15 protein-coding genes and 1 rRNA gene are annotated in these 21,252 nt (G+C 73.3%); 9 read left to right on the forward strand and 7 right to left on the reverse strand.

Going from position 1 to position 21,252, the window contains the following annotated elements:
• A 16S ribosomal RNA gene (locus AC07BS_RS18635) occupies positions 1-87 on the reverse strand; the annotation flags it as partial.
• Between the two features lie 578 nt (positions 88-665).
• Entirely contained in the window at positions 666-1,214 is a 549-nt protein-coding gene (locus tag AC07BS_RS18640) for a MarR family winged helix-turn-helix transcriptional regulator (RefSeq protein ID WP_478648771.1), read from the reverse strand.
• 101 nt (positions 1,215-1,315) lie between these two features.
• On the opposite strand from AC07BS_RS18640, the gene AC07BS_RS18645 reads away from it, so the two are divergent.
• Positions 1,316-2,671: an MFS transporter gene (locus AC07BS_RS18645; protein WP_478648773.1), complete on the forward strand. Its 1,356-nt coding sequence runs from the start codon at positions 1,316-1,318 to the stop codon at positions 2,669-2,671.
• Positions 2,672-2,725: 54 nt separating this feature from the next.
• Here the strand turns inward: AC07BS_RS18645 and AC07BS_RS18650 are convergent, their stop codons facing one another.
• Both AC07BS_RS18650 and AC07BS_RS18655 read right to left on the reverse strand, forming a co-directional pair.
• Positions 2,726-4,486 (reverse strand): ATP-binding SpoIIE family protein phosphatase, encoded by a 1,761-nt coding sequence (locus AC07BS_RS18650; protein WP_478933231.1) that lies wholly within the window; start codon positions 4,484-4,486, stop codon positions 2,726-2,728.
• Positions 4,487-4,853: 367 nt separating this feature from the next.
• A complete protein-coding gene (locus AC07BS_RS18655; protein WP_478648777.1) occupies positions 4,854-6,149 on the reverse strand; it encodes an NAD(P)/FAD-dependent oxidoreductase in 1,296 nt (431 codons plus the stop codon).
• 703 nt (positions 6,150-6,852) lie between these two features.
• Here AC07BS_RS18655 and AC07BS_RS18660 point away from each other — a divergent pair.
• Both AC07BS_RS18660 and AC07BS_RS18665 read left to right on the forward strand, forming a co-directional pair.
• Entirely contained in the window at positions 6,853-7,614 is a 762-nt protein-coding gene (locus AC07BS_RS18660; protein WP_478648780.1) for a TetR/AcrR family transcriptional regulator, read from the forward strand.
• Positions 7,615-7,862: 248 nt separating this feature from the next.
• Entirely contained in the window at positions 7,863-10,061 is a 2,199-nt protein-coding gene (locus AC07BS_RS18665) for a sigma-70 family RNA polymerase sigma factor (RefSeq protein WP_478933233.1), read from the forward strand.
• On the opposite strand, the gene AC07BS_RS18670 is transcribed toward AC07BS_RS18665, so the two are convergent.
• Entirely contained in the window at positions 10,012-10,881 is an 870-nt protein-coding gene (locus AC07BS_RS18670; protein ID WP_478648785.1) for a pentapeptide repeat-containing protein, read from the reverse strand. The genes AC07BS_RS18665 and AC07BS_RS18670 overlap by 50 nt on opposite strands.
• A 104-nt stretch (positions 10,882-10,985) precedes the next feature.
• Positions 10,986-13,046, reverse strand: a complete 2,061-nt coding sequence (locus tag AC07BS_RS18675) for an asparagine synthase-related protein (RefSeq protein ID WP_478648787.1) — start codon at positions 13,044-13,046, stop codon at positions 10,986-10,988.
• 742 nt (positions 13,047-13,788) lie between these two features.
• On the opposite strand from AC07BS_RS18675, the gene AC07BS_RS18680 reads away from it, so the two are divergent.
• Entirely contained in the window at positions 13,789-15,264 is a 1,476-nt protein-coding gene (locus tag AC07BS_RS18680; RefSeq protein ID WP_478648790.1) for an MFS transporter, read from the forward strand.
• Positions 15,265-15,484: 220 nt separating this feature from the next.
• Positions 15,485-16,699, forward strand: coding sequence for an L-2-hydroxyglutarate oxidase (gene lhgO / locus AC07BS_RS18685; protein ID WP_478649227.1), 1,215 nt, complete (start codon positions 15,485-15,487; stop codon positions 16,697-16,699).
• Between the two features lie 29 nt (positions 16,700-16,728).
• Here the strand turns inward: lhgO and AC07BS_RS18690 are convergent, their stop codons facing one another.
• Entirely contained in the window at positions 16,729-17,712 is a 984-nt protein-coding gene (locus tag AC07BS_RS18690; protein ID WP_478933236.1) for a glycoside hydrolase family 16 protein, read from the reverse strand.
• Positions 17,713-18,017: 305 nt separating this feature from the next.
• On the opposite strand from AC07BS_RS18690, the gene trmB reads away from it, so the two are divergent.
• From trmB to AC07BS_RS18710, 4 genes are all read left to right on the forward strand, one after another.
• Positions 18,018-18,824, forward strand: a complete 807-nt coding sequence (gene trmB, locus AC07BS_RS18695; RefSeq protein WP_478933238.1) for a tRNA (guanosine(46)-N7)-methyltransferase TrmB — start codon at positions 18,018-18,020, stop codon at positions 18,822-18,824.
• Between the two features lie 124 nt (positions 18,825-18,948).
• Positions 18,949-20,304 (forward strand): PrsW family intramembrane metalloprotease, encoded by a 1,356-nt coding sequence (locus AC07BS_RS18700; protein ID WP_478933240.1) that lies wholly within the window; start codon positions 18,949-18,951, stop codon positions 20,302-20,304.
• 70 nt (positions 20,305-20,374) lie between these two features.
• Positions 20,375-20,809, forward strand: coding sequence for a very short patch repair endonuclease (locus AC07BS_RS18705; protein WP_478933242.1), 435 nt, complete (start codon positions 20,375-20,377; stop codon positions 20,807-20,809).
• Positions 20,810-20,941: 132 nt separating this feature from the next.
• The gene (locus tag AC07BS_RS18710; protein WP_478649229.1) at positions 20,942-21,250 is read left to right on the forward strand and encodes a hypothetical protein; all 309 of its coding nucleotides are present in this window, start codon (positions 20,942-20,944) and stop codon (positions 21,248-21,250) included.
• The last annotated feature ends 2 nt before the right edge of the window (positions 21,251-21,252 follow it).

Genomic DNA, 21,252 nt, shown 5'->3' on the forward strand with positions numbered 1-21,252 from the left:
CCACCCCGAAGGGCTTCATCGTTCGACTTGCATGTGTTAAGCACGCCGCCAGCGTTCGTCCTGAGCCAGGATCAAACTCTCCGTGAATGTTTACCGGTAATCCGGTCGTACACTCGCGTTGAGCGGAACAACCAGGCGGAATAGGCCCGGTCGTTCACAGCGTCCTCGCTGTGTGTTGCCTACCCGATCCATACGGACCCGGCAGGACTTTTTAAAGGAACCTCATCCATCGAGATGGACGGGGTGTCAACATATCTGGCGTTGACTTTTGGCACGCTGTTGAGTTCTCAAGGAACGGACGCTTCCTTTGTACTCACCTCAGCTATTCGCTGGGCTTTCCTCCGGGCGCTTCCCTTCGTTGTTTCCAACCTTACCAGATCCGTTTTCCGTTCCGTTTCCGGTTCGGATTCCTTTTCTGGCCCCCTGCTGGAGCGGGGCTGCCTTTCGGCGTGATCACTACTTTAGCGGATTTTCCTTCCGGCTCCTAATCGGAACCGGAGGGCCTTCTCGTTCAGAATTCCGGGCACGCCGGAATCCATCCCGTTCAGGGACCGTGCAAGTGGTGATTGCCGCCGATGCGGCTGGAGTGGCTGCCGCCGGACCGTACCGGCCCCGCGACAACTCGGAGAACACTACGGATCCGCCACCCCCGTGTCAACCCGCGATCAGTCGAGGTCGCTGAGCCGTCCGCCGGCGTCCGGCTGGGTCTGTTCCACACGGCGGAGCAGGCGGGTGAGCATGGCGCCGAGCTGGCCGCGCTCCTCGGAGGAGAGGTCCTGGAGAAGGTCCTCCTCGAAGACGGTGGCCCTCCGCAGACCCTCCAGCCACTTCGCTCGCCCCTCCTCTGTTACGCCGACGATGACGCGCACCCGGTTGGTCTCGTCCCGCTCGCGCGTAACAAGGCCTTCGGCGACCATGCGGTCGATCCGGTGGGTCATGGCGGCCGGGGTGAGGCCGAGGCGCTTGGCGAGGTCGCCGGGGCCGAGGCGGTAGGGCTCGCCGGCGAGGACGAGGGCCTTGAGGACCTCCCACTCGGCGTTGCTGATGCCCAGGGACGCGGTCTGGCGGCCGTAGGCGACGTTCATGCGCCGGTTGAGGCGGCTGAGGGCCGAGACGATCCGCTCGACCTGGGGGTCGAGGTCCTGGAATTCGCGCTGGTAGGCGGCGATCTGCTCTTCGAGGCTCGGCTCGGCGGGCCCGGGGGTGTCAGCCATGGGCGGCAGTATGACAGAAACCCGTTCGACATAAAGACCTTCGGCATGTACTGTTTAGTTTCGAAGTTTAGGTTCGAAGTCTTTGAGTTCAAGGGGTGAGTGTGACCACCGCGATGGGCGCGGCACTGCGCCGGATCCAGCTGGGCAACGCGCTGAGCGCGTTCGGCAACGGCTTCACGGTTCCGTATCTCTACGTCTATGTGGCGAAGGTGCGGGACCTGGGAGCGGGGACAGCGGGACTGACGCTGTTCACGCTGGCCGTCGCCGCGCTGCTCGTGCTGCCCTTCACCGGTCGGGCGATCGACCGGCGGGGTCCGTTGCCCGTGGCCGTCGTGGGTACGGTCTCGGCGGCGATCGGTTCGCTGGGAATGGGGCTGTCCGCCAGCACGCCGCTGGTCATCGCCTCGGCCGCCGCGCTCGGCGCGGGTATAGCGGTGATCCAGCCGGCCCTCGCGACGATGATCGTGTGGTGCTCGACTCCGCAGACCCGTTCGCGGTCGTTCGCCACTCAGTTCTTCATGAACAACCTGGGCCTCGGTCTCGGTGGTCTCATCGGCGGTCTGATGGTCGACGAGAGCGCGCCGTCGAGCTTCATCCGGCTGTTCGGGATCGAGTCCCTGATGTTCCTGGCGCTCGGTGCGACCGTGGCGACCGTGCGGCTGCCCGCGGCGCCCAAGGTCGAGGGTGTGGTGCCGACCGGTACGCGTCCCGAGGGCGCGTGGCGCACTCTGCTGCGGGACCGCTCGATGGTGTGGCTGTGCGCTCTGGGCTTCGTGATGTTCTTCGCCTGCTACGGCCAGTTCGAGTCGGGCCTGGCCGCGTACGCCACCGAGGTCACCCGGGTCTCCCCCGCGACGCTGGGCATCGCGCTGTTCGCCAACACCGCCGCCATCGTGCTGACGCAGTTCGTCGTACTGAAGCTGGTGGAGCGGCGCCGGCGCAGCCGTGTCATGGCGCTGGTCGGGCTGATCTGGACCGTGGCGTGGGTCGCGGCGGCGCTGTCCGGTCTGGTGCACGGCACCCAGGCGGTGGCGACCGGGCTGCTGATCTCGACGTACGTGCTGTTCGGTGTCGGTGAGTCGATGCTGGCGCCGACCGTGGCGCCGCTGGTGGCCGACCTGGCCCCCGCGTCGCTGATCGGTCAGTACAACTCGGCCTTCGCCCTGGTGAAGCAGCTGGCGATGGCCTCGGGGCCGCTGCTGGGCGCACTGCTGGTGGGGCTCGGTCTGCACGGCGCGTACGTGTCGCTGCTGATCGTGTTCTCGCTCGGCATCACCGTGCTGGCGCTGCGCCTGGGGCGCCGGCTCACCCCGGCGCAGGACAACCCGTTCGTGGCCCGGGCCCGGCGGGCGGACGCCCTGGCGAGCGCCGACGTGGCCGGGTCGGACGTCACCCGGTCGGATGCGACCCGGTCCGATGCGACCCGGTCGGACGAGCGCGTGGCCGTCACCGTCTGACCCTCCGCCCGTCCCGTTCCCGCGATCCCGCCCTGCCCCCTGCCCCGCTGCTCGTCAGCCGTGGCCGGCCGGCAGGGCGAACTCGCACCACACCGCCTTGCCGCCGCCCGGCGTACGGCGCGAGCCCCAGGACGAGGCGATCGTGGCGATGATCGAGATGCCGCGTCCCGCCTCGTCGGCGGGTTCGGCGCGGCGGCGGCGCGGGAGGTGGTCGTCGCCGTCGGTCACCTCGATGATCAGGCGGCGGTCGGTGCGGCGCAGGCGCAGCCGCATGGGCGGTGTGCCGTGCTGGAGGGAGTTGGCGACGAGCTCGCTCGTCGCCAGGACGCCGAGGTCACGGAGGTCGTTGGGGAAGCGCCAGCTGGCCAGGACGCCGGAGGCGAAGGCCCGGGCGCGCGGGGCGGCCTCGACGCCGCCGAGCAGTTCGAGCGCGGCGTTGTGGAAGAGCTCGGCGTCGTGGCCGGTGCGGGCGGGGTGCTGGAGGACGAGCATGGCGACGTCGTCGTCGTGCTCCTCGGTGACGCCGAGGGCGCGGATCAGGCGGTCGCACATGACCTGGGGCGAGCCGGTGGCTCCGGCGAAGGCGCGTTCGAGCGCGGCGACGCCTTCGTCGATGTCCTCGTGCCGGCGTTCGACGAGGCCGTCCGTATAGAGGACTGCACTGGATCCGGGGCCCAGGGCCACAGTGCCGGAGGTGTGCAGCCAGCCGCCGGTGCCGAGCGGGGGTCCGGTGGGTTCGGCGGCGCGGCGGACGGTTCCGTCGGGGTCGCGGACGAGGATCGGCAGGTGGCCCGCGGAGGCGTAGACGAGCCGGCCCTCGTTGGGGTCGTGGACGGCGTAGGCGCAGGTGGCGATCTGGGTGGCGTCGATCTCGGTGGCGAGGCCGTCGAGGAGCTGGAGTACCTCGTGGGGCGGCAGGTCGAGGCGCGCGTAGGCCCGTACGGCGGTGCGCAGCTGGCCCATCACGGCGGCGGCGCGGACGCCGCGGCCCATGACGTCGCCGATGACGAGGGCGGTGCGGCCGGCGCCGAGGGTGATGACGTCGTACCAGTCGCCGCCGACGGCGGTGTCCTTGCCGCCGGGCTGGTAGGTGGCGGCGACGCGGAGGTCGTCGGGCTGTTCCAGCTCCTGGGGCAGCAGGCTGCGCTGGAGGGTGACGGCGGCTTCGCGCTGGCGGCGTTCGCTGGCGCGCAGGCGTTCGGCGGCTTCCACCTGGTCGGTGACGTCCGCGGCGAAGACGAGGACACCGCGCTGGGTGTCCCTGCCCTCTCCCACGTCGATGGGGGAGCAGGTGAAGGTGTAGTAGCCGTGGCGCCGGCGGGGGCCGCGGTCGTGGGCCTCGGCCGGTGGGACGGTCACGCGGCGGGACTTGACGGTGCGGGGCCTGTCGCTGCGCAGGACCTGGTCCATGAGGGGGAGCAGGCCGAGTTCTTCGAGCTCGGGGAGGGCCTCGCGGGCGTGGGTGCCGGGGGTACGGGGGCCGAAGACGGCTGCGTAGGCGTCGTTGACGTAGGCGATGCGGTGGTCGGGGCCGTAGACGACGGCGGCGAGGGCGGGGACCTTGCCGAGGATGTCGTGGACGGAGAGGCCGTCGAGGGTGGGGACGGGAGCGGGGTCGGCGTCCTGGGCCGGCGAGGCCTCGGCCCGGGCCGCGGGCACCGATCCGCCTCCGCCGTTGCCACCACCACTGCCTCCGCCCGTGCCGCCGGCCGCGGCGGAGGCCTTCGGGGACGCGGCGGGGGTGCTGCGGTCGGCGCGGGCCGCCGCTCGGCGTTGTGTGCCGGGGAGCCGGGCGCTCCAGCGGGTGAAGTTCACTGAGGATTACCTCGCGGAGTCGTTCCGGGTCAGCTCGGCGACGTGGGATGCGGGGACGTGGTCATACCTGGGGTCCGGCGTGCGATGGCAGGTGGTCCGGCGGGGGCCGGTTCCCGGGAGAGTGCAGCAAGCGTCCGAATCCTCATGATTGTCACTCTTCGCTGATACCAGCCCACCCATGGTCACACGACCAGTGTGGCCGACAGGGCTGACATCCGTCAGGCGCCGTGTCGGTTGAAGGGGTCGCGTGTTCCGGGCCGTGTCGCGGGCTCGGCCCGCGACCTGCTTCGTCGCGCTCCGGCGCGCCGCGCCGGCTCGCCCGGGCGCGGCGGCCCGCCCCGGGGTGTCGGCCCGCCCCGGGGTGTCGTCAGCTCGCCTCGGGGTGGCGTCCGGTGCCGGCGGCGAGTTCGAACTCCGCCCGGGGGTTCTCGAGCGAGCCCAGGGAGACGATCTCGCGCTTGAAGAGCCCCGCGAGCGTCCATTCGGCGAGGACGCGCATCTTGCGGTTGAAGGTGGGCACCCGGCTGAGGTGGTAGGCGCGGTGCATGAACCATGCCGGGTAGCCCTTGAGCTTCTTCCCGTACACATGGGCGACGCCTTTGTGGAGGCCGAGCGAGGCGACCGAGCCGACGTACTGGTGCCGGTATTCGCGGAGGCCGTCGCCGCGCAGCGAGGACACGAGGTTGCGGGCGAGGACCTTGGCCTGGCGCACGGCGTGCTGGGCGTTGGGGGCGCAGGTCGTGCCGCTCTCGGCGGCCGTGAGGTCCGGTACCGCGGCCGCGTCGCCCGCCGCCCACGCGTGCTCGACGCCCCGGATGCGCAGGGTCGCCTCGCAGGTGAGGCGGCCGCGCTCGTCGAGCGGGAGGTCGGTGGCGGCGAGGATCGGGTGCGGTTTGACGCCCGCCGTCCAGACGAGCGTGCGGGTGGGGAAGCGGGAGCCGTCGCTGAGCACGGCCACGCGGTTCTCGCAGGAGTTCAGGCGGGTGTCGAGGCGTACGTCGACGTTGCGGCCGCGCAGCTCGCGCACGGCGTACCGGCCCATGTCCTCACCGACCTCGGGGAGGATGCGGCCGGTGGCCTCGACCAGGATGAACTTCAGGTCGGCGGGCTCGATGTTGTGGTAGTAGCGCGTGGCGTAGCGGGCCATGTCCTCGAGTTCGCCGAGCGCCTCGACGCCCGCGTAGCCGCCGCCGACGAAGACGAAGGTCAGGGCGGCGTCGCGCACCTCGGGGTCGCGGGTGGAGGAGGCGATGTCCATCTGCTCCAGGACGTGGTTGCGCAGGCCGATGGCCTCCTCGACGGTCTTGAAGCCGATGCCGTGGTCGGCGAGGCCCGGGATGGGGAGGGTGCGGGAGACGGACCCGGGGGCGAGGACCAGTTCGTCGTAGTGGAGGTCGATGGGGCCGGTGCCCTCGTCCGCCGTGGCGAGGGTCTTGACGCTGACGGTGCGCTTGGCGTGGTCGATCGCGACCGCCTCGCCGGTGAGGACGTCGCAGTCGCCGAGGGTCCGGCGCAGGGGGACGACGACGTGGCGGGGCGAGATGGAGCCGGCGGCCGCCTCGGGGAGGAAGGGCTGGTACGTCATGTACGGCTCGGGGTCGATGACCAGGATCTCGGCCTCGTCGCGCTTGAGCCTCCGCTGGAGGTGGAGCGCGGTGTACATGCCGACGTAGCCGCCGCCGATGATGAGGACGCGGGCGGGTTTCCGCGGTTGTGGGGCTTCGGGGGTCTCCGGGGCTTCGGGGGTCCCCGGTGCTTCCTTTGTTTCCTTCGTTTCCCGCGTTTCCTGGGGCTCCGGCGTTTGCCGTGGTTCCGGCGTTTGCCGCGGTTCCTTCGGTTCGACTTCCTTCGGGTCTGCCCGGCGACCGGCTTGATCCGGCCGTGCGGACCGGCCCTCGTGCCCCGCGTGCCCCTCCCGCGCCGGTTCGTTCACCAAGGCCCGTTCCTCCTCGCCTCGTCGCGTCGCCCTCGGCCCTACTCGGCTCTACTCGGGTACCCGCCGTGCTCGTTCGTACTCGGTCGTTCTGGCGCCGCGGCACAACTCCTCCCCATGACGCATCGACATCGGTGGTTTGTCCACAGGACTTGTGATCTGTACGACCGGCGCCGGAGCTGATCCGCCCGGTTCGGGAATGCCGCTCCGGAGCGAAGCCTCGCAGGTCAGGGGGGATGCGGCGGGGTGGTGCGGTAGTGCAGAATCAAGAGGGAGCAGGCCTGTACTCCAATCGGGGGCGGCCTGTGCGGAGCTACCCCCTTCTTTCTTGACCTGGGCTCAACTATGTTCGTACTCCGTCGGGGTGTCGAGACGTGCCCCGGCAGTCAGGGCGGGGAGTCTCCGGGGGGAGACGTCATAACCGGGGGAACGTATGCACATTCAGGGCTCTCATTGGTCTGCTGCTGTCGCGACGGCTGACGGCACCGGTGGCCGTAATACGCCGTTGCGCGTGGATGCACAGCGCAATCTGGAACATGTGCTGCGGGCGGCTCGCGAGGTCTTCGGCGAGCTGGGGTACGGAGCGCCGATGGAGGACGTGGCGCGCCGGGCCCGGGTCGGAGTGGGGACGGTCTACCGCCGCTTCCCCAGCAAGGACGTGCTGGTCCGGCGCATAGCCGAGGAGGAGACGGCACGGCTCACCGAGCAGGCGCGGACGGCTCTGGGGCAGGAGGACGAGCCCTGGTCGGCGCTGTCGCGGTTCCTGCGCACCTCGGTGGCGTCCGGCGCGGGCCGGCTGCTGCCTCCGCAGGTGCTGCGGGTCGGCGTCGACGTGGAGTCCGACGAGCAGCGGCCGCAGGCCGCGGTGCCGGACCGGGCGCGGGTGCCGCAGCAGCGGCAGCCGGGGACGGCCGGTGGCGGTCAGCTGCACGAGCTGCGGCTGGTCGAGCAGCGGCCGGCGGCGATCGACGAGCGGGACGACGCGGGTGCCGCGGCGCTGCTCGACGTCGTGGGCCGGCTGGTCGAGCGGGCGCGGGCGGCCGGTGAGCTGCGCGCGGACGTGACGGTCGCCGATGTGCTGCTGGTGATCGCGACGGCGGCGCCGTCGCTGCCGGATGCCGCGCAGCAGGCGGCGGCCTCCTCGCGGCTGCTGGACATCCTGCTGGAAGGCCTCCGTTCGCGGCCGGTCGAGTAGGCCGGGTTCAGCACGGACACCGGGCTCCGTGGCCCTTCTTCGGTGAGTATCGGTAAGTAAGGGCCACGGCTGCTCGCGGTGATGTGTACGAGCTTCCTGTCCGAGTTTCATATGTCAGCTTCGGCGTGAGCCTCGTGGACGGCTGAACCCGGATGAGTGGTTGCGGTTCGCGGAGTGACCCTGAGGCATGCCCTTGTGCCACGCTGCTCGGTATTCGAGTGTGACGGCGTGTACGGGGAGCATCCGCTATGGGTGTCGACGGGCGCGAAGAACCGCGCAGAACCGAAGAGACGGACGATCCTCCGGCGCCGCACAAGGTGCCCGGCCAGGGCGGTCCGCTCTCTTCCGCCTCGCTGGACCTGTGGAGCGACGGCACCGGACCGGTGTCCGGGCCGCCGGTGTCCGGAGCGGTGTCCGGGCCGGCGGTCCCGCAGCAGCGGACGCCGTCGGGGCCGGGGGGCGACATGGCCTCCGACCCCCGTGGCGATGACGCGGACAGCTCGGACGACGCGGACGGCTCGGATGGTGCGGGCAGCGCGGACATGCCTCCGTCCGACCTCGAGCTGGTCGCCCAGCTGCGCGGCGGCGGGGAGCACGCCGGCGCGTACGAGGAGCTCTACCGGCGGCATGCCGACGCGGTCCGGCGGTACGCCCGGAGCTGCTGCCGTGACGACCACACCGCCGAGGACCTCACCAACGAGGTCTTCACCAGCACGCTGCAGGCGGTGCGCCGCGGTGCGGGGCCCGACGCGGCGGTGCGGGCGTATCTGCTGACGACCGTGCGGCGGGTCGCGGCGGCGTGGGCGAAGACCGCGCGGCGGGAGCAGCTGGTCGAGGACTTCGCGCTGTTCGCGGCGTCGGCGGCGTCCTCGTCCGTGGCCTCCGACGACGACACGCTCAACCTGGGCGCGGACGTGCGGGCCATGCAGGAGGCCGAGGAGTCCCTGGCCGTGCAGGCCTTCCGGAGCCTGCCCGAGCGCTGGCAGACGGTGCTCTGGCACACGACGGTGGAGGAGGAGTCGCCGAGCGAGGTCGCGCCGCTGCTCGGGCTGACCGCCAACGCGACCGCGGTGCTGGCGCACCGGGCCCGCGAAGGCCTCAAGCAGGCCTATCTGCAGGCCCATGTGAACACGCGGCTGATGGCGGGCGGCGACTGCGCGCAGTACGCCGACCGGCTGGGCGCCTACGCGCGGGGCAGGCTGCGCACGCGTGCCGAGCGGGGCATGCGCAAGCACCTGGAGGGCTGCGCGAAGTGCCGTACGGCCGCGCTGGAGGTCGCGGACGTCAACGAGCGGTTGCGCGCGCTGCTGCCGGTCGCGGTCATCGGCTGGTTCGCCACCGGGTGGTCGGTCAAGGCCGTCGCGGGGCTGGCGGCGGGGGCTGGTGCGGCGGCAGGGGCCGCCGGGGCGGGAGTCGCCGCCGGTTCCGGGGCGGGCGCGGGTGCGGCTGCGGGAACGAGTGCCGGTGCGAGTGCTGGTGCTAGTGCCGGCGTGGCGTCCGGTGGGGGGTCGGCCGGTGGCTCGGCCGCGGGCTCCGGGGCCGCGTTGAGCGAGGGGCTGGGGCTGCCGGTCAAGGTGGGGCTCGGCATGGGGGTGCTGGCCGCCACGGGTGCCGTCATCGCGTACGCCGTCGCCGGGCACGCCCCCGCGCGGCCGGAGGAGCCGCGGGCCAGGGCCACGGCGGCCCCGGTCGTACCGGTGACGCCGCACAAGCGGGGGCCGCGGACCGGTCTGACGGCCTCGCCCGCGCCCAGCGCGCCCCCGGCACTGGCGGCGAAGTCCGCGCCGAGTCCCTCCGCGTCGCCCTCGGCCGCCTCACCGTCACCGTCCCCCTCGCCCTCGGTCCCGGCTTCCGCCGGGCCGACGGCGGCGACCGTGCGGCCGTCGCCGGTTCCGTCGTCCCCCGCGCCGAAGCCGTCCGCCGGCGCGTCGGCCGGTGCGACGGTGAAGCCCTCCGTGCCCGCTCCCCCGCCCCGGCCCTCCCACGTCTACCGGCTCAACGAGCTGGACTACAGCGGCATCGGCGACGGCAGGGAGCCCGAGGTGCGGCTGGGCGGCAGCTGGCTGTGGCAGCGGTACGGGCCGCGGGTGGGCGGTACGACGTACCGCGACGGGGTGAGCATGCACGCGGCGTCGTCGGCGACGGTCGAACTGAACCGTTCCTGCACGGCCTACGACGCACTGGCGGGCGTGGACGACATGTCCCTCGGACTCGGTGCCGTCACCTTCTCCGTCTACGGCGACGGCACCCGCCTGTGGAGCTCGGGCCTGGTGCCGGGCGGCCGGGCGGCCGTCCCGGTGCACGTGCCCCTGACGGGGTACCGGACGCTCCGCCTGGTCGTCGAGCCGAGGACGGCGGCGGACCGCGTCGCCGTGGCGGACTGGGCCGACGCCCGGATCAGCTGCGGGCCGTGGCGGGCCCCGACGCCCAGTGCGGGGGCCGGGTGAGGGAGGGCGGCAGCTTGGTGGCGGCATCGCCCCTGGCCGCGTTGATCTGCGGCTGGGTGAGGAAGATGCTGCCGGTCAGGTCGGCGCCCGAGAGGTCGGCGTCGCGGAAGTCGGCGCCGATGAGGTCGGCCGTCCGCAGGTCCGCGCCCGAGAGGTCGGCGGCGATGAGGTAGGCGCCGCGCAGGTTGGCGCCCCTGAGGTCGGCGCGCCGGAGCCGGGCGCCCATGAGGTCGGCGCCCCGGTGGTTCTTGGCCTTGCGCCCGGCCTTGGCACGTACGAGTTCGCTCGTGCGCAGCAGCAGGACGTTGACCTTCTGCCGGTGCTCCGCCACGTCGACCTCCAGCAGGGAGGCGGGGTCGCGGCGGGTGAGCTCCTCGGTCTCGTCGAGGAGGCGGCGCAGGTCGGGGTGGATGGAGCGCGCGGCGGGCAGGCCGAGCGCCTCGTTCAGGTACCAGAGCAGTTCGTGGAGCTGCCGCACGACCGGGAACACGTCGAACATCTGCTGCGCGGTGTCCGGCGCCTGTCGCCAGTCCCGGCCGCCGAAGGTGACCTGGGAGACCTTCTGGCCGGCGCCGAAGCAGTCGTAGACGGTGCAGCCGGGGAAGCCCTGCTTCCTGAGGCGGGTGTGGATGCCGCAGCGGAAGTCCGTCTGCAGGTTGGTGCACGGTTTGCCGGCGGCCTTGTTGACCGCGAAGTCGGCCGAGGCGGCGAAGGGCAGTGCGACGCAGCACAGCCCGAAGCAGTTCGCGCAGTCTCCGCGCAGGGCGGAGTCGCCCTCGCCGGGCTGTGCGTCATGCGTCTGTCGGGGTATTCCAGCCACCGTGGCCACCGTGGTTCCTCTTGCCTGGTCGGGGCCCGAGTAGAGCCCGGCGCGGCCGCGCCCGTCCAGCCATTTTATGCGGGGCATCTTTACGCGGTGCCTCTCTATAGAGGGCCTCGTGGCGGGCGGGGCCCCGGCCAGGCGTCCGCGCCCGCGCCCGTGGCCGTACCGGCTCCGGGTGTCACGCCGCCCGTGACCGCGCGGTGGTCGGCGGCCGGGCCGGCGCTCGCGTCCGTCCAGCAGGTGCCGCGCCGGGCCAGGAGGCGGCGCAGCCAGACCTCCATGGAGACGATCTCCATGAGTCCGTCCGCGGGCACCGGTTCCCCGGCGGCCGCGGCGCGCAGCGCGTCCCGTACGGCCGTGGCGTCGATCAGGCCGGCGTCGGCCAGCAGCGGGCGTCGGAAGAGGTCCGTGAGCGGCCCGGCGGCGGCGCCGAGCCCGGCTCGTACGGCCGCGGCGTGCGAGGCGTGGGACGTCGTTCCCCAACCCGGGGGCAGGGTGAGGATTCCCGCTCCGGCGAGGGCGGCGCGCAGGACGGAGGGGCGCGCTCCCGGTCGTACGCGGAGGGTGTCGGGGAGCGCGCGGCAGGCGCGGACGACCTGGTTGTCCAGAAAGGGGGTGTGCAGCCGTTGGCCGGGCACCTCCGCCGCCTGCTCCAGGACGCGGTGGTCGGTGGCGTGGCGGGTGAGCGCGGCGGCGGCGCGGCGTTCCCCGGGGCGCTGGGGCGGGCCCGCCGGGCGGGCGGCGGTGTCCACGAGGCGAACCGATACTTCTGCGAGCGCTTCCTCCGTGAGCCAGTGCGCCGCCGGTCCGGGCCGGCACCACGCGAGCGCGGCGAGCGAGGCGTCCACCGCCCCGGGCCCGGCGGTACGGAATCCGGGCGCCCGCAACCGTGCCGCCGCGTCCTCCACGCCCTCGCGGTACGGGGTGCGGGCGAGCCGGCGTGCCGCGCGGTAGACGGTGAGCGGTACGGACAGGGAGTGCGCCGGGTGGCCGTCCGCGCGGGCCAGTGCCGAGACCGGGCGCAGCAGGTGGCGGCGCCTGTGGTCCATCAGCAGGTCGGCCAGGCGGGCCGGGTGGGCGTCGAGGACCTGGCGGGCGCCGTGGCCGACGAGGTGGTCGGCGCCGCCGGCGGTCAGTCGCCGCAGGTGCCGGCCGGCGGTGGCGAGGGCGGGCCCGGGCTCGTCGGTCAGCGGGCCGGCGGCCAGGCCGGCGTAGGGGAGGGCCTCCGGGCCGGCCGCGACGATCACGTGCCGTACGGGGTGGCGGGCGGCGAGGGCGCGGGCCCGTTCCAGTTCCGCGTCGTGGGCCGCGCGGGCCGGGCCGGTGCTCGCCGCGAGGTCGTCGAAGGTGACGGCGAGGAGCCGCTCCCCACTGTCCTGCCCGCTCGCGCATCGTGCTCCGCGGTGTGGGTCGGCTTCCCGCGGTCCGGTCGCGGCGAGGAGGGCCAGGGTGGCGGAGGCGACACCGCCGGAGAGGTCGGCGCCGGGCCCGGGGGCGGTGAGCCGGGTGCGTACGGCGTCGACCAGCGCGTCCCGGATGCCGTCGACGGCCTGGCGGGCGTCGAGCCGGTGCGCGCCGGCGGCGAGGGAGGCGGTGGGTTCGTAGCCGGTGATGTCGCGGACGCCGTCGCGGAGGACCAGCGCGTGCGCGGCGGGGACGCGCCGTACGCCGAGGTAGGGCGTGCCGTCGCCGAGGGCCTCGGGCGAGTCGGGGCAGGCGAGGAGGGCGGCAAGGTGGCCGATGTCGAGCTGCGCTCCGGCGAGGTCGGCCAGCGGCAGCGCGGCCGTGGCGTAGGCGGTGCCCTCGTCGAGGGCGGTGTGGAAGACGGGCCGGAGACCGGCCAGGTCGCCGACGACGGTGACGCGGCGGCCGGCCCGGACGACGGAGGTGTAGCTGCCCGGCCAGGCGGTGAGGTGGCGCAGCGCGCCGCCCCGGGCGGCGCGCAGTCCGGCGCTCAGTGCCTCGTCGCTCGCGCCGCAGTGGCCGGCGACGACGAGGCAGGTGCCATGATCGGCACGGACGACGCGGAGTTCGGCGGGGCGCCAGTCGCCGACGGCCCACAGGGGTGACGGACCGCCCCAGAGGAGCCGGCCGCCGACGGGCCGGACGGCGGGGCCGCCGGGTCCGGTGGCGCTGCGGCTCCACCCCACCAACCAGCGCATCGCCGCCTCCACAGGCTGTGGACAACCAACACGTCGCTGTCATCATGCACAGCGGCGCGGCGGTTGCGACATGGGTGGACGGGCGGCGCGCTCCTGGTCCCGCTTCTCAACTCACCCGACAGCACGACGAGATGGCGTGAGGAGAGGGCACGCGGAGAGGACTCGCGGAGAGGGCGCGGAGGGCCGCCTCGGGCGGAATCCGGCCATTTTCGCTCCGGCCGTGGGGACGAGGGTTGAACCGGCGCCGTTCACCAACTGTCGCAGCCTCGCCGAGCCTCCTCCGGGCCGGCCGGACCGCGCGCCCGCGAGCCCGTACGAGCACCGCCGGGCCACGCGCGCGGGCGGCTTCCGCCGTGCCGCCCCGGGCGGATTCCGGGCGGCCCGGCGCGTACGCCCGCACGGCCTGCGACGACGCGGTCCGGGAGGCGCGAGCCACCTCCCGGACCGTTCCGTCGCCCGCGGGGAATGAGGCGACGGCTTCCCCCGGCCCACTGGATCCAGTACAGCGGGCCAACCCACGCTCCTCCATGGAACCTCGGTCCGCGATGGCGCGGACAGAGCGCACGGTGGGCGCACGGCCACACACAACCGGAGCACGTGCCCCTCGATGCACGCACATACGGACCTGAATCTCGCCATCCGGGACATCGCCTCTTAACGGTCGGGATGCGGCGAACTACGCTGGGTTTACGAATGCCTCCCGCCTATGCCGGGGCGTGGGTCGTGTCGTCGAGGGGTGCGCATGTCCAGGGAGCCACGCGGGCCGAATGAGAAGCTGGGCACTGTCCTCGCCCTCGCAGGGATCAGCAACGCCGGTCTCGCGCGCAGGGTCAACGACCTCGGCGCACAGCGCGGATTGACCCTTCGCTACGACAAGACCTCGGTGGCCCGCTGGGTGTCCAAGGGCATGGTCCCGCAGGGCGCGGCCCCGCATCTGATCGCCGCCGCGATAGCGGCCAAGCTCGGCCGTCCGGTGCCGCTGCACGAGATCGGGCTGGCGGACGCGGACCCGGCGCCGGAGGTGGGGCTTTCCTTTCCGCGCGACGTGGGCCAGGCGGTGCGGTCGGCTACCGAGCTGTACCGGCTGGATCTCGCCGGGCGGCGCGGCGGCGGGGGCATCTGGCAGAGCCTGGCCGGATCCTTCTCCGTCAGCGCCTATTCGACGCCCGCCTCGCGCTGGCTGATAACGCCGGCCGACAGTTCGGTGGCCCGCGAGCCGGAGCAGGCCGCCAGGGAGGCCGAGGCGGCCCGGGCGGCCGGCGCGGGCGGCGCGCCCGGCGGCGGTCCGGAGGCTTTACCGCAACGCGTCGGCCACAGTGACGTGGCCAAGCTGAGGGAGGCCGCCGACGACGCCCGCCGCTGGGACTCCAAGTACGGGGGCGGCGACTGGCGTTCGTCGATGGTCCCGGAGTGCCTGCGGGTGGACGCGGCGCCCCTGCTGCTGGGGTCGTACAGCGACGAGGTGGGGCGGGCGCTGTTCGGCGCGACGGCCGAACTGACCCGCCTGGCCGGATGGATGGCCTTCGACACCGGGCAGCAGGAGGCGGCCCAGCGCTACTACATCCAGGCCCTGCGGCTGTCCCGGGCGGCGGCGGACGTCCCGCTCGGCGGGTACGTCCTGGCGTCAATGAGCCTGCAGGCCACCTATCGCGGCTACGCCGACGAGGGGGTGGACCTCGCGCAGGCGGCCCTCGAACGCAACCGCGGCCTCGCCACCGCGCGCACGATGAGCTTCTTCCGGCTGGTCGAGGCGCGCGCCCAGGCGAAGGCGGGTGACGCGCCGGCCTGCGGCGCCGCGCTCAAGGCCGCCGAGGGCTGGCTGGAACGCGCGCGGCCCGGCGACGCCGACCCGTCCTGGCTGGATTTCTACTCCCCCGAGCGGTTCGCGGCCGACGCCGCCGAGTGCTACCGCGACCTGCGGATGCCCCGGCAGGTGCAGCGCTTCACGGAACAGGCGCTGGCCCGGCCCACGGAGGAGTTCGTGCGCTCGCACGGCCTGCGCCTGGTGGTGTCGGCGGTCGCCGAGCTGGAGTCGGGAAACCTGGACGCGGCGTGCGCGGCCGGCGCGCGGGCGGTGGAGGTGGCCGGACGGATCTCGTCGGCGCGGACGACCGAGTACGTCCGCGATCTGCTGCACCGGCTGGAGCCGTACGGCCATGAGCCACGGGTGGCGGAGCTGCGCGAGCGGGCCAGGCCGTTATTGTTCGCGCCGGTGTAGGGCGGGGCCGTCGAGACCGCCTCGGGCCGGCCTCGCGGATCGTCGCCGGCCCGCCCGTCCGCCGCCGGATCGCCCGCCGATCACCCGCCGATCACCCGGGTGGTTACTCAAGAGTCACCTCATCAGGCGCGTCGTTGTCAGCAGCACAGGTCATGATGGGGTGCGTGGGTGAGGCGCTGAGGGGCATTCACGGCGGCGAGCGCGGGGAGGCGAGGTGAGGGTGGCGTACGACTGCGATGTGCTGGTGATCGGGGGCGGGATCGTGGGCCTCTCGACGGCGTACGCGATCACGCGCGCCGCACCGGGTACACGCGTGGTGGTGCTGGAGAAGGAGAGCGGACCGGCCGGCCACCAGACCGGACGGAACAGCGGGGTGATCCACAGCGGGATCTACTACCGCCCCGGCTCCCTCAAGGCACGCTTCGCGGTCGCGGGCGCGGCGGAGATGGTGCGGTTCTGCGCCGAGCACGACCTGCCGCACGAGGTGACGGGCAAGCTGATCGTCGCCACCGATCGGGCCGAGCTGCCACGGCTGCACGCCCTGGTCCAGCGCGGCCGGCAGAACGGCATCCCGGTGCGGGAGCTGGGCCCCGCGCAGATCGCGGAGTACGAGCCCGCCGTGCGCGGCATCGCCGCGATCCACGTCGGCACGACCGGGATCTGCGACTACGGCGCCGTGACGCGGCAGCTGGCGCGCCTGGCCGAGGACGCGGGGGCGTCCGTGCGGTACGACGCGGAGGTGCGCACCGTGGGACGGCGGGGCGCGAGGGTCGCCGTCCGCACGGCGCGCGGCGAGGTGCTGCGCGCCCGGGCGCTGGTCAACTGCGCGGGACTGCACAGCGACCGGGTGGCCCGGCTGGCGGGCGACGACCCCGGTATGCGGATCGTGCCGTTCCGGGGTGAGTACTTCGAGCTGGCCGCCGACCGCGCCGACCTGGTGCGCGGCCTGGTCTATCCGGTGCCCGACCCCGCGTTCCCCTTCCTCGGCGTCCACCTCACCCGTGGCGTCGACGGCGGCGTGCACGTGGGGCCGAACGCCGTGCCGGCGCTGGCCCGCGAGGGGTACGGCTGGCACGTCGTACATCCCGGCGAGCTCGCGGGGACGGCGGCGTACCCGGGCACCTGGCGCCTGGCCCGGCGCCACTGGCGGTACGGGGCGACCGAGGTGCGGCGTTCGCTGTCCCGGAGCGCCTTCACGGAGTCGGTGCGCCGGCTCCTGCCGGAGGTCCGGCAGGAGGACCTGATACCGGCGCCGCCGGGGGTGCGGGCGCAGGCGGTGCTGCGCGACGGCACGCTCGTGGACGACTTCCTGTTCGCCCGGTCGCCGCGGATGGTGCACGTCCTCAACGCCCCCTCCCCCGCCGCGACGGCGTCGCTGCCGATCGGGCGGGAGGTGGCGCGCAGGGTGCTGGCGGAGCTGGACGAGCCGGCCTGAGGGCGGGCACGCGGGCCCTGGCCTCCGGCTCAGTGGCGGGGTGGCGCGTAGACCCGTACGTAGTCGACGAGCATCCGCGCGGGGAAGGGCGTGGTGGCGTCCGGCGGTCCTGGCCAGTCGCCGCCGACGGCCAGGTTGAGCAGCAGGTAGTGCGGGTGGTCGAACACCCACTTCTGGCCGCGCCGCAGCTGCCCCGCGCAGGCGTTCCCATAGGCCCTGCCGTCCAGGAACCAGGTGACCTTGCCGGGTGTCCAGTCGACGCGGTACGTGTGGAAGCCGTCGGCCAGGCTGGCCCCGCGGGGGAGCGCGGTGTGGCGCTCCAGCCCCTGGGTGACGTAGCCGGGGCCGTGGACGGCGCCGTGGGCCGTGCCGGGTTCCCGGCCGAGGGCCTCCATGACGTCGATCTCGCCGTTGGCGGGCCAGGTGACCCTGTCCGCGTTCGCGCCGAGCATCCAGAACGCGGGCCAGAGGCCCTGCCCCTTGGGGATCTTGATGCGGGCCTCGAAGCGTCCGTAGGCGCGGGCGAACCTCCCCTTGGTGGTCAGCCGTGCCGAGGTGATGTCGCAGGGGCCGACGGCGCACCTCATGCCGCGCAGCCGTTCGTGGCGGGCGGTGATGACGAGGCTGCCCCTGCCGTCGAGCGAGGCGTTCGCGGGCCGGTCGGTGTAGTACTGCCACTCGTGGTTGCCCCACTTGGGCTCGCCACCCCGTTCGAAGCCCCATTTGGCGCGGTCGGGGCCGCGATGCGCGGGACCGCGGAACTCGTCGGACCAGACGAGGCGCCACTGGTCCTGATCACCGTCGTCGTGCCGGAGGGCGGCGGCGGAGCGCTTCCGGGGTACGGCGTCGTCGTCGCGGGCGGAGGAGGACGGGGCGCAGCCCGTGCTCACGATCAGGAGGACCGCGGAGGCGGCGGCCGCGGTGGCGGTGATCGCGGCGGTCAGGGGGCGTGGCAGGGAGCGGGTCAGGGAGCGGGTCAGGGAGCGAGGCAGGGCGGGGAGGCGCAGTCGCATGAGGGAGTCCATGGGGGCGCGTGGGGTGTCCGACGGCTCTGACGGCCTGATGCGGGCCGGGCCACGAGGAGCGTATGGGGGCCGGGGACGGGCACGGGGGCGCCGCCACGCCGCCGGAACGACTGATCACACGATCGGCTGAGGTGAGAAGAGGACTGGTGGCCGGGCCGGCTGCGCCCGTGCCGATGCTGGTGCCGGTGCCGGTGCCGGTGCCGGTGCCGGTGCCGATGCCGATGCCGGTGTGACGGTCGCCGCGTCCGTCGGCCCTCCGGGGAGCGGTCGGCCGCCCGTAGACTTGAGGAACTGTGTCCGAGAACCACGCCTCCGCCTCCGCCGCCCCCGCCACTGCCAGCCCGGCTCCGCCGCGCGCCCGGCGGGAACCGATGTTCCCCGACGGTCCGGCCCCGGACCCGGCGGGCTCGCACCACGAGCGCCGCATCCGTTCCTTCCAGCCGCGCCGCAGCCGCGTCACGACCGGACAGGGCGAGGCGCTGCGGCGCCTGTGGCCGACGTGGGGCCTGGACATCGACGGGCTGAGCCGGCTGGACCTCGGCGAGCTCTTCGGCGACCCGGAGCTGCCCGTCGTCCTGGAGATCGGCTTCGGCATGGGCGAGGCGACGGCCCGGATGGCGGCCGCCGACCCCGGCACCGGCATCCTCGCCTGCGACGTCCACACCCCCGGCCAGGGCAACCTGCTCAACCTCGCCGAGCAGCAGGGCCTGACCAACGTCCGGGTGGCCAACGGCGACGCGATCATCCTGCTGCGCGAGATGCTCGTTCCCGACGCCCTCGCCGGCATCCGCGTCTACTTCCCGGACCCCTGGCCCAAGAAGCGCCACCACAAGCGCCGCCTGATCCAGCCGGAGTTCCTGGCGCTCGCCGCCACCCGCATGGCGCCCGGCGCGCTGCTGCACTGCGCGACGGACTGGGAGCCGTACGCCGAGCAGATGCTGGAGGTGCTCTCGGCCAGCCCGGACTTCGAGAACACCCAGCCCGACGGCGGCTACGCCCCGCGCCCGGAGTTCCGTCCGCTGACCCGCTTCGAGGGTCAGGGCCTGGACAAGGGGCACGTGGTGCACGACCTGCTGTTCCGCCGGCGCGCGGACCGCTGAGGCGTACGGACCGCTGAGGCGTACGGACCGCTCAGGCGTACGGACCACTGAGGCGTACGGACCGCGCGGCCACCGGACCGGAAAACGGTCGGTGACCGGGTCGGGCCTTGGTTAGGGTCGTCGCGTGCATGAGCCCGCGACCGCGCCCCACCAGCAGCCCCCGCCACCTGCGGAGTACGCCCACTACAAGCCCCGCCGGGCCCTGTGGGACACCCTCTGGGACAACAGGGCGATACGCCTGGGCGGGCTGTTCCTGCTGCTCGCCCTCTGCGGCCTGATCATCCTCGCGCTGGTGCGCGAGCAGACCGGTACCGAAGGCTTCCTGGTCGGCCTGGGCCTGGCCGTGCTGCCCGTACCGCTGCTGATAGCCGCGTTCCGCTGGATGGACCGGGTCGATCCCAAGCCCTGGCGGAACCTGATCTTCGCCTTCGCCTGGGGCGCCTGCGCGGCCACCCTGGTCGCCCTGCTGGCGAACGGCATCGCCACGAAGTGGCTGGTCACCACGATCGACTTCACCGAGCGGGGCGACGCCTCGAGCGTGGGCGCCACGTTCGTGGCACCGGTGGTCGAGGAGAGCGGCAAGGCCGCGGCCGTGCTCCTGCTCTACCTCTTCCGGCGGCGGGACTTCAACGGCATCGTCGACGGCGTGGTCGTCGCCGGCGTCACGGCGACCGGCTTCGCCTTCACGGAGAACATCCTCTACCTGGGCAACGCCTTCGCGTCCGACCAGAGCTTCGGCTACACCGGACTGCACTCGACGACGGCGGCCACGTTCTTCATCCGCGTGCTGATGTCGCCCTTCGCGCACCCGCTCTTCACCTCGATGACGGGCCTGGGCTTCGGCCTGGCGGCGACGCTGGCCCCGAACCGCCGCGTCCTGCGCGTCCTCGTACCGGTCGTCGCCCTGCTGACGGCCATGCTCCTGCACGGCCTGTGGAACGGCTCGGCCACGCTGGGCGGACTGGGCTTCCTGGCCGTCTACGTCCTCTTCATGGTCCCGGTCTTCGGCCTCCTGACCTGGCTGACCATCTGGTCCCGCCAGAACGAGCTGCGCACCGTCCTGACCCACCTCCCCGCCTACCAGGCCGCGGGCTGGCTCACCCCGCCCGAGCCCTACGCCCTCGCCTCGCTGCGCGCCCGCGGCATAGCCCGCGACGTGGCACGCCGCACCGGCGGCCCGGCGGCGGCCCGCGCGGTCGCCGAGTACATATCCTTCGCCACCTCGCTGGCCTTCCTCCGCCACCGTGCCCACCGCGGCACCCCGGACCCCGACTTCACGGCCAGGGAACAGGAACTCCTCCACCACCTCTGGCACCGCAGGGCAACAGCGCAGCCGGCCCTGACCCAAGCGATAGCAGGCACGCCCCGCCCGTTCGCACCCCCGATGCCCCCCACCCCCTGGACAGGCTGGACACCCCCCACCACCCCACCCCCAATCCCCACCTGCTCCCAGCCCCAGCCCCCGGGCCGGCCGCACTGACCCTGGCACAGCGGGGAACAATCGCTCGCGTCATCCGCAGGACGGTTGACGACGAAGCGCCACCGGCAGAATGGGTCGTGTGTCCATCACTCCCTCCTCGCCCGGCGTTTCCGACCGTATGAGTCGCCAAGCCAGCCGGGACACCAACCCCGAGCTGGCCGTTCGGCGCGCGCTCCACAGCGCGGGATATCGCTATCGCCTGCATCGACCGGTCCCCGGTATGCCCCGTCGATCAATCGATATCGCTTTTCCCGGGCCGAAAATCGCAGTGTTCCTCGACGGGTGCTTCTGGCACGGCTGCCCGAGTCACGCCACCAGCCCCAAGGCGAACGCCGAGTGGTGGCGCCAGAAGCTCGATCGCAACATGGCCCGCGACCGCGAGACGACGAACTGGTTGGTCGACTCCGGATGGACAGTCCTGCGCTTCTGGGAGCACGAAGATCCCGCCATTGTCGCAACCAGCATCGCTGCCGCCGTCACCGCGGCACGGACAGCCGGCCTCTGATCTTTCAGGTCCCGTGCCGTCGGGCGGCCTGCGGCCGGGCGTCTCCCGCCAAAAGTGCGGAGTTAGGCTCGGGAGACGGCTCGTTCAATTCGTGCGTTCTCTTGACGCGGAGGTTCAGCAATGGCGGCAGTGGTGGAGAAGGTTCCTGCGGCGCTTGTGGCTGCCGGGGGGCTTGTCGGGGGGTACGGGGTCGCGCGGTGGACCAAGCAGCGGCCGCTTGGGGGTGTGGTGCTCGCCGCCGCCGGGGCCGTGGCCGCCAAGCGGTGGAGGGACACCGCCGGGGCCGGGCCCGCCGCCGCGCTGACCGGGGCGTACGTCGCCGCGTTCGCCGGGTCGCACCCGCTCGCCAAGAAGGTGGGGGCCTGGCCGTCCGTGTTCGGCGTGGCCGGGGCCGTCGCGCTGGCGTCGTGGGCGGTGGAGCGGGCGCGCCACGACGCCTAGGC

Source organism: Streptomyces sp. NPDC044063 (assembly GCF_056434285.1).